We start from the raw sequence: 3388 nt of genomic DNA, 5'->3' as shown, positions 1-3388 counted from the left end.
GTTGTTTTCCGGCCATTCGCCGTTATTCAGGTAATACTCGGTAACGGCTGATTTTTGACCTTCGGCCAAAAGGATGGCTTCGGAAACTTGCGCGCGGGCGGTGTAGTCTTGGTATGCCGGAAGGGCGACTGCCGCCAAAATGCCGACGATGGCGATCACAATCATCAGCTCGATAAGGGTAAAGCCTTTTTGAAGGGTATTCATAAAATTACTCCTAATTGGAAGGGGAAATGCCTCAGGCTTACGCCATCGGCATCATGCAATGTATTTAACCATCGGTTTTTTGTTGCGACAACTGCGTATTATAAAGCAAGATTCGTGCCGATTTTATGTTTTGAGGTGAAATTTTATGCGTTTATCTCTATATAATTGTTTTTATTTTGTATTTTCTTTTAGGTGGGTGTGGTTTGCGGAAGTAGGGGGCGGCAGTGTCGAAAATTGTCAGTTTTAGTGCCGATTTTCGTTACTTTTTTATTGGCATGGGGTATCGGGTGTGTTGATTGGGTCGGAATTTGAGATTTTTGAATTTACGCGTTAGAATAGGGTGGGTTGGGTGGGGAATTTTTTATTTTTTAAAAAGCTCCGTTTTCTTGGAAAGCATTTGAAATCGGCGTGAGGTGTTTCGTGCAACCGGCAGATGATTCATCGCGGCAGGTTGACGGCAGGTGCTTGGTGTCGATTTTTTCGTTGCCGGCGGCATCATTAAATCCCGTCATTCCCACGAAAGTGGGAATCCAGGACTCAGGACCGGAGAAACCTTTTTACCCGATAAGTTTCCGTGCCGACAAGGCTAGATTCCCGCTTTTGCGGGAATGACGAATTTTAGGTTTCTGTTTTTGGTTTTCTGTCCTTGTAGGAATGATGAAATTTTAAGTTTTAGGAATTTATCGGGAGCAACGGAAACCGCTCCGCCGTCATTCCCGCGCAGGCGGGAATCTAGAAATGAAAAGCAACAGGAATTTATCGGAAATGACCGAAACTGAACGGACTGGATTCCCGCTTTCGCGGGAATGACGAAGTTTTCCGGCCATATGCCGTGATTCGGGCAATACCCGGCAACGGCTGATTTTTGACCTTTTTTTGACCTTCGGCCAAAAGGATGGCTTCGGAAACTTGCGCGCGGGTATATTATTTCCACCGAAACGGACGACCCCGCCCGCCTTGCAAACCCTTAAAAGACAAGCCGCCCGGGTTGATCCGGGCGGCCGTGGAAAATCACTTACCGTTTGATTTATTTGAAATTTAAGGCCTAATTTGCCTTAGGTGGCATCAGATGCCTTATCGCGGCAGGTTGACGGCAGGTGCTTGGTGTCGATGCCGGTGTCGGCAACGTCGGTAACGGTGTCGGCGCCGCGCGTAACCGGCTGTCCGCAGAACCATTTTACCGAACCGTTTTCACGCTTGGCCCACAGGGAGAGTTTTTTGCCTTGGATTTCTTTGTTTACGCCGCTTGGTTTCATTTGGGCGGTAACGACGCCGTTTGCGACCGTAACGCTTTTAACATATTTGCCTTTGATGTCGGTGGCGGAGGATGCCACGCCGGCGGCACTATTGTCGGATGGCCATTTGCCGTGATTCAGGTAATACTCGGTAACGGCTGATTTTTGACCTTCGGCCAAAAGGATGGCTTCGTCATTCCCGCGCAGGCGGGAATCCGGGTCTGTCGGCACGGAAACTTATCGGGAAAACGGTTTCTTTAGATTTTGCGTTCCGGATTCCCGCTTTCGCGGGAATGACGGCATCTGTTTGACGGCATTTGTTTGGAAAAGGGGGCGTTATCCGCAATTTCTGATGTTCAGCTCGTGAAATGCGTCGGGCAAATCATCGCTGTCGGCAAATTCCACCCATTCGTAAGCCGTTTCGTCTGCCAAAACTGCGCGCAAAAGGGCGTTGTTGACGGCGTGTCCCGATTTGTAGCCTTCAAACGCGCCGACAATCGGATGTCCGACGATATACAAATCGCCGATGGCGTCGAGGATTTTGTGGCGCACAAACTCATCGGGATAGCGCAAGCCTTCAGGATTCAGGACATCCGTGTCGCCAATCACGATGGCGTTGTTCAAATTGCCGCCTAAGCCGAGATTGTGGGCGCGCATCATTTCCACTTCGTGCATAAAGCCGAAAGTGCGCGCGCGCGCGATTTCGCCGATGTAGGATTTGCCGGCGAAATCAATTTCAAACGTAGGCGGGCTGCGGTTGAAAACAGGATGGTCGAATTCGATGGTCAGCGTTACCTTAAAACCGTCATACGGCGTAAATCGGACCCATTTGCCCGCTTCTTTGATTTCGACGGGTTTGAGGATTTTCAAAAAACGCTTTTGCGCCTTTTGGTCTACAACGCCCGCATCTTGCAGGAGGTAAATAAACGGCAGGCTGGAGCCGTCCATAATCGGGATTTCGGGCGCGTTCAACTCAATCAGCGCATTGTCGATGCCGTAGGCGGACAGTGCGGACATGATGTGTTCGATGGTGCCGACGCGCAGGCCTTTGTCGGTAACGATGGTGGATGAAAGGCGGGTATCGTTGATCAAATAAGGGTTCAGCTTGATTTGTTCGCCCATCTCGCCGTCCAAATCGGTGCGGCGGAAGGAAATCCCGCTGTTTTCAGGCGCAGGGTGCAGGGTCAGCGCGACGCGTTCGCCCGAATGCAGCCCGACTCCGGTAACGCCGATGGATTTCGCCAAAGTTCTTTGCAGCATAAACCGCTTCCTTATCAATGGGGTAAGTTTCGGAATAATACGATAAAACCGGAAAAACAGGCTATGTTTTTCAATAGTATTTGCCAATGTATCCGTTTCCAACACGTAAGCCGCATGAAAATGTATGGCGGATTAACGAAAATCAGGACAAGGCGGCGAAGCCGCGGACAGTACGGATAGTACGAAAAGGCGAGGCAACGCCGTACTGGTTTAAATTTAATTCACTATACATCCCGTCATTCCCGCGCGGGCGGGAATCCGGACCGCTTGTTCGGCAAATGAGTGGGCGGATTGCGCGCCTGTCAGATAAAAACCGTGTTTAAACGGGTGGCAATGAGGCACATGCAGGGCCTTGAAGCGCAATCGATATATTATTTCCACCGGAACGGACGACCCCGCCCGCCTTGCAAACCCTTAAAAGACAAGCCGCCCGGGTTGATCCGGGCGGCCGTGGAAAATCACTTACCGCTTGATTTGTTTGAAATTTAAGGCCTAATTTGTCATTGACGTATCGCGGCAGGTTGACGGCAGGTGCTTGGTGTCGATTTCTTTGCCGTCTTTGGCGTCGGCAACGGTGTCGTCGTTGTCGCCGGTGCGCGTAACCGGCTGTCCGCAGAACCATTTTACCGAACCGTCTTGACGCTTGGCCCACAGGGAGAGTCTTTTGCCTTTGATTTCTTTGTTTACGC

General features: G+C 50.6%; 4 protein-coding genes and 1 pseudogene. All 5 read right to left on the bottom strand.

The features are described 5' to 3' along the window. A pseudogene (pilE, locus tag DFR77_RS12445) lies at positions 1-204 on the bottom strand (fimbrial major subunit PilE); the annotation flags it as partial. Positions 205-572: 368 nt separating this feature from the next. Further along, on the bottom strand, positions 573-716 hold the full coding sequence (locus DFR77_RS12440; RefSeq protein WP_113852158.1) for a large pilS cassette protein: 144 nt from the start codon (positions 714-716) through the stop codon (positions 573-575). A gap of 543 nt (positions 717-1259) precedes the next feature. Then, on the bottom strand, positions 1260-1670 hold the full coding sequence (locus DFR77_RS12425; protein ID WP_170123235.1) for a pilin: 411 nt from the start codon (positions 1668-1670) through the stop codon (positions 1260-1262). 105 nt (positions 1671-1775) lie between these two features. After that, positions 1776-2699 (bottom strand): UDP-3-O-acyl-N-acetylglucosamine deacetylase, encoded by a 924-nt coding sequence (lpxC, locus tag DFR77_RS12415; protein ID WP_003687007.1) that lies wholly within the window; start codon positions 2697-2699, stop codon positions 1776-1778. Between the two features lie 492 nt (positions 2700-3191). Beyond that, on the bottom strand, positions 3192-3388 hold a 197-nt coding region (locus tag DFR77_RS12410; RefSeq protein ID WP_146778618.1), incomplete at its 5' end, for a pilin.

Source organism: Neisseria gonorrhoeae, from assembly GCF_003315235.1.
In the GTDB taxonomy this organism is placed as follows: Bacteria; Pseudomonadota; Gammaproteobacteria; order Burkholderiales; family Neisseriaceae; genus Neisseria; species Neisseria gonorrhoeae.
This window is presented reverse-complemented; position numbering and strand designations above follow the sequence as displayed.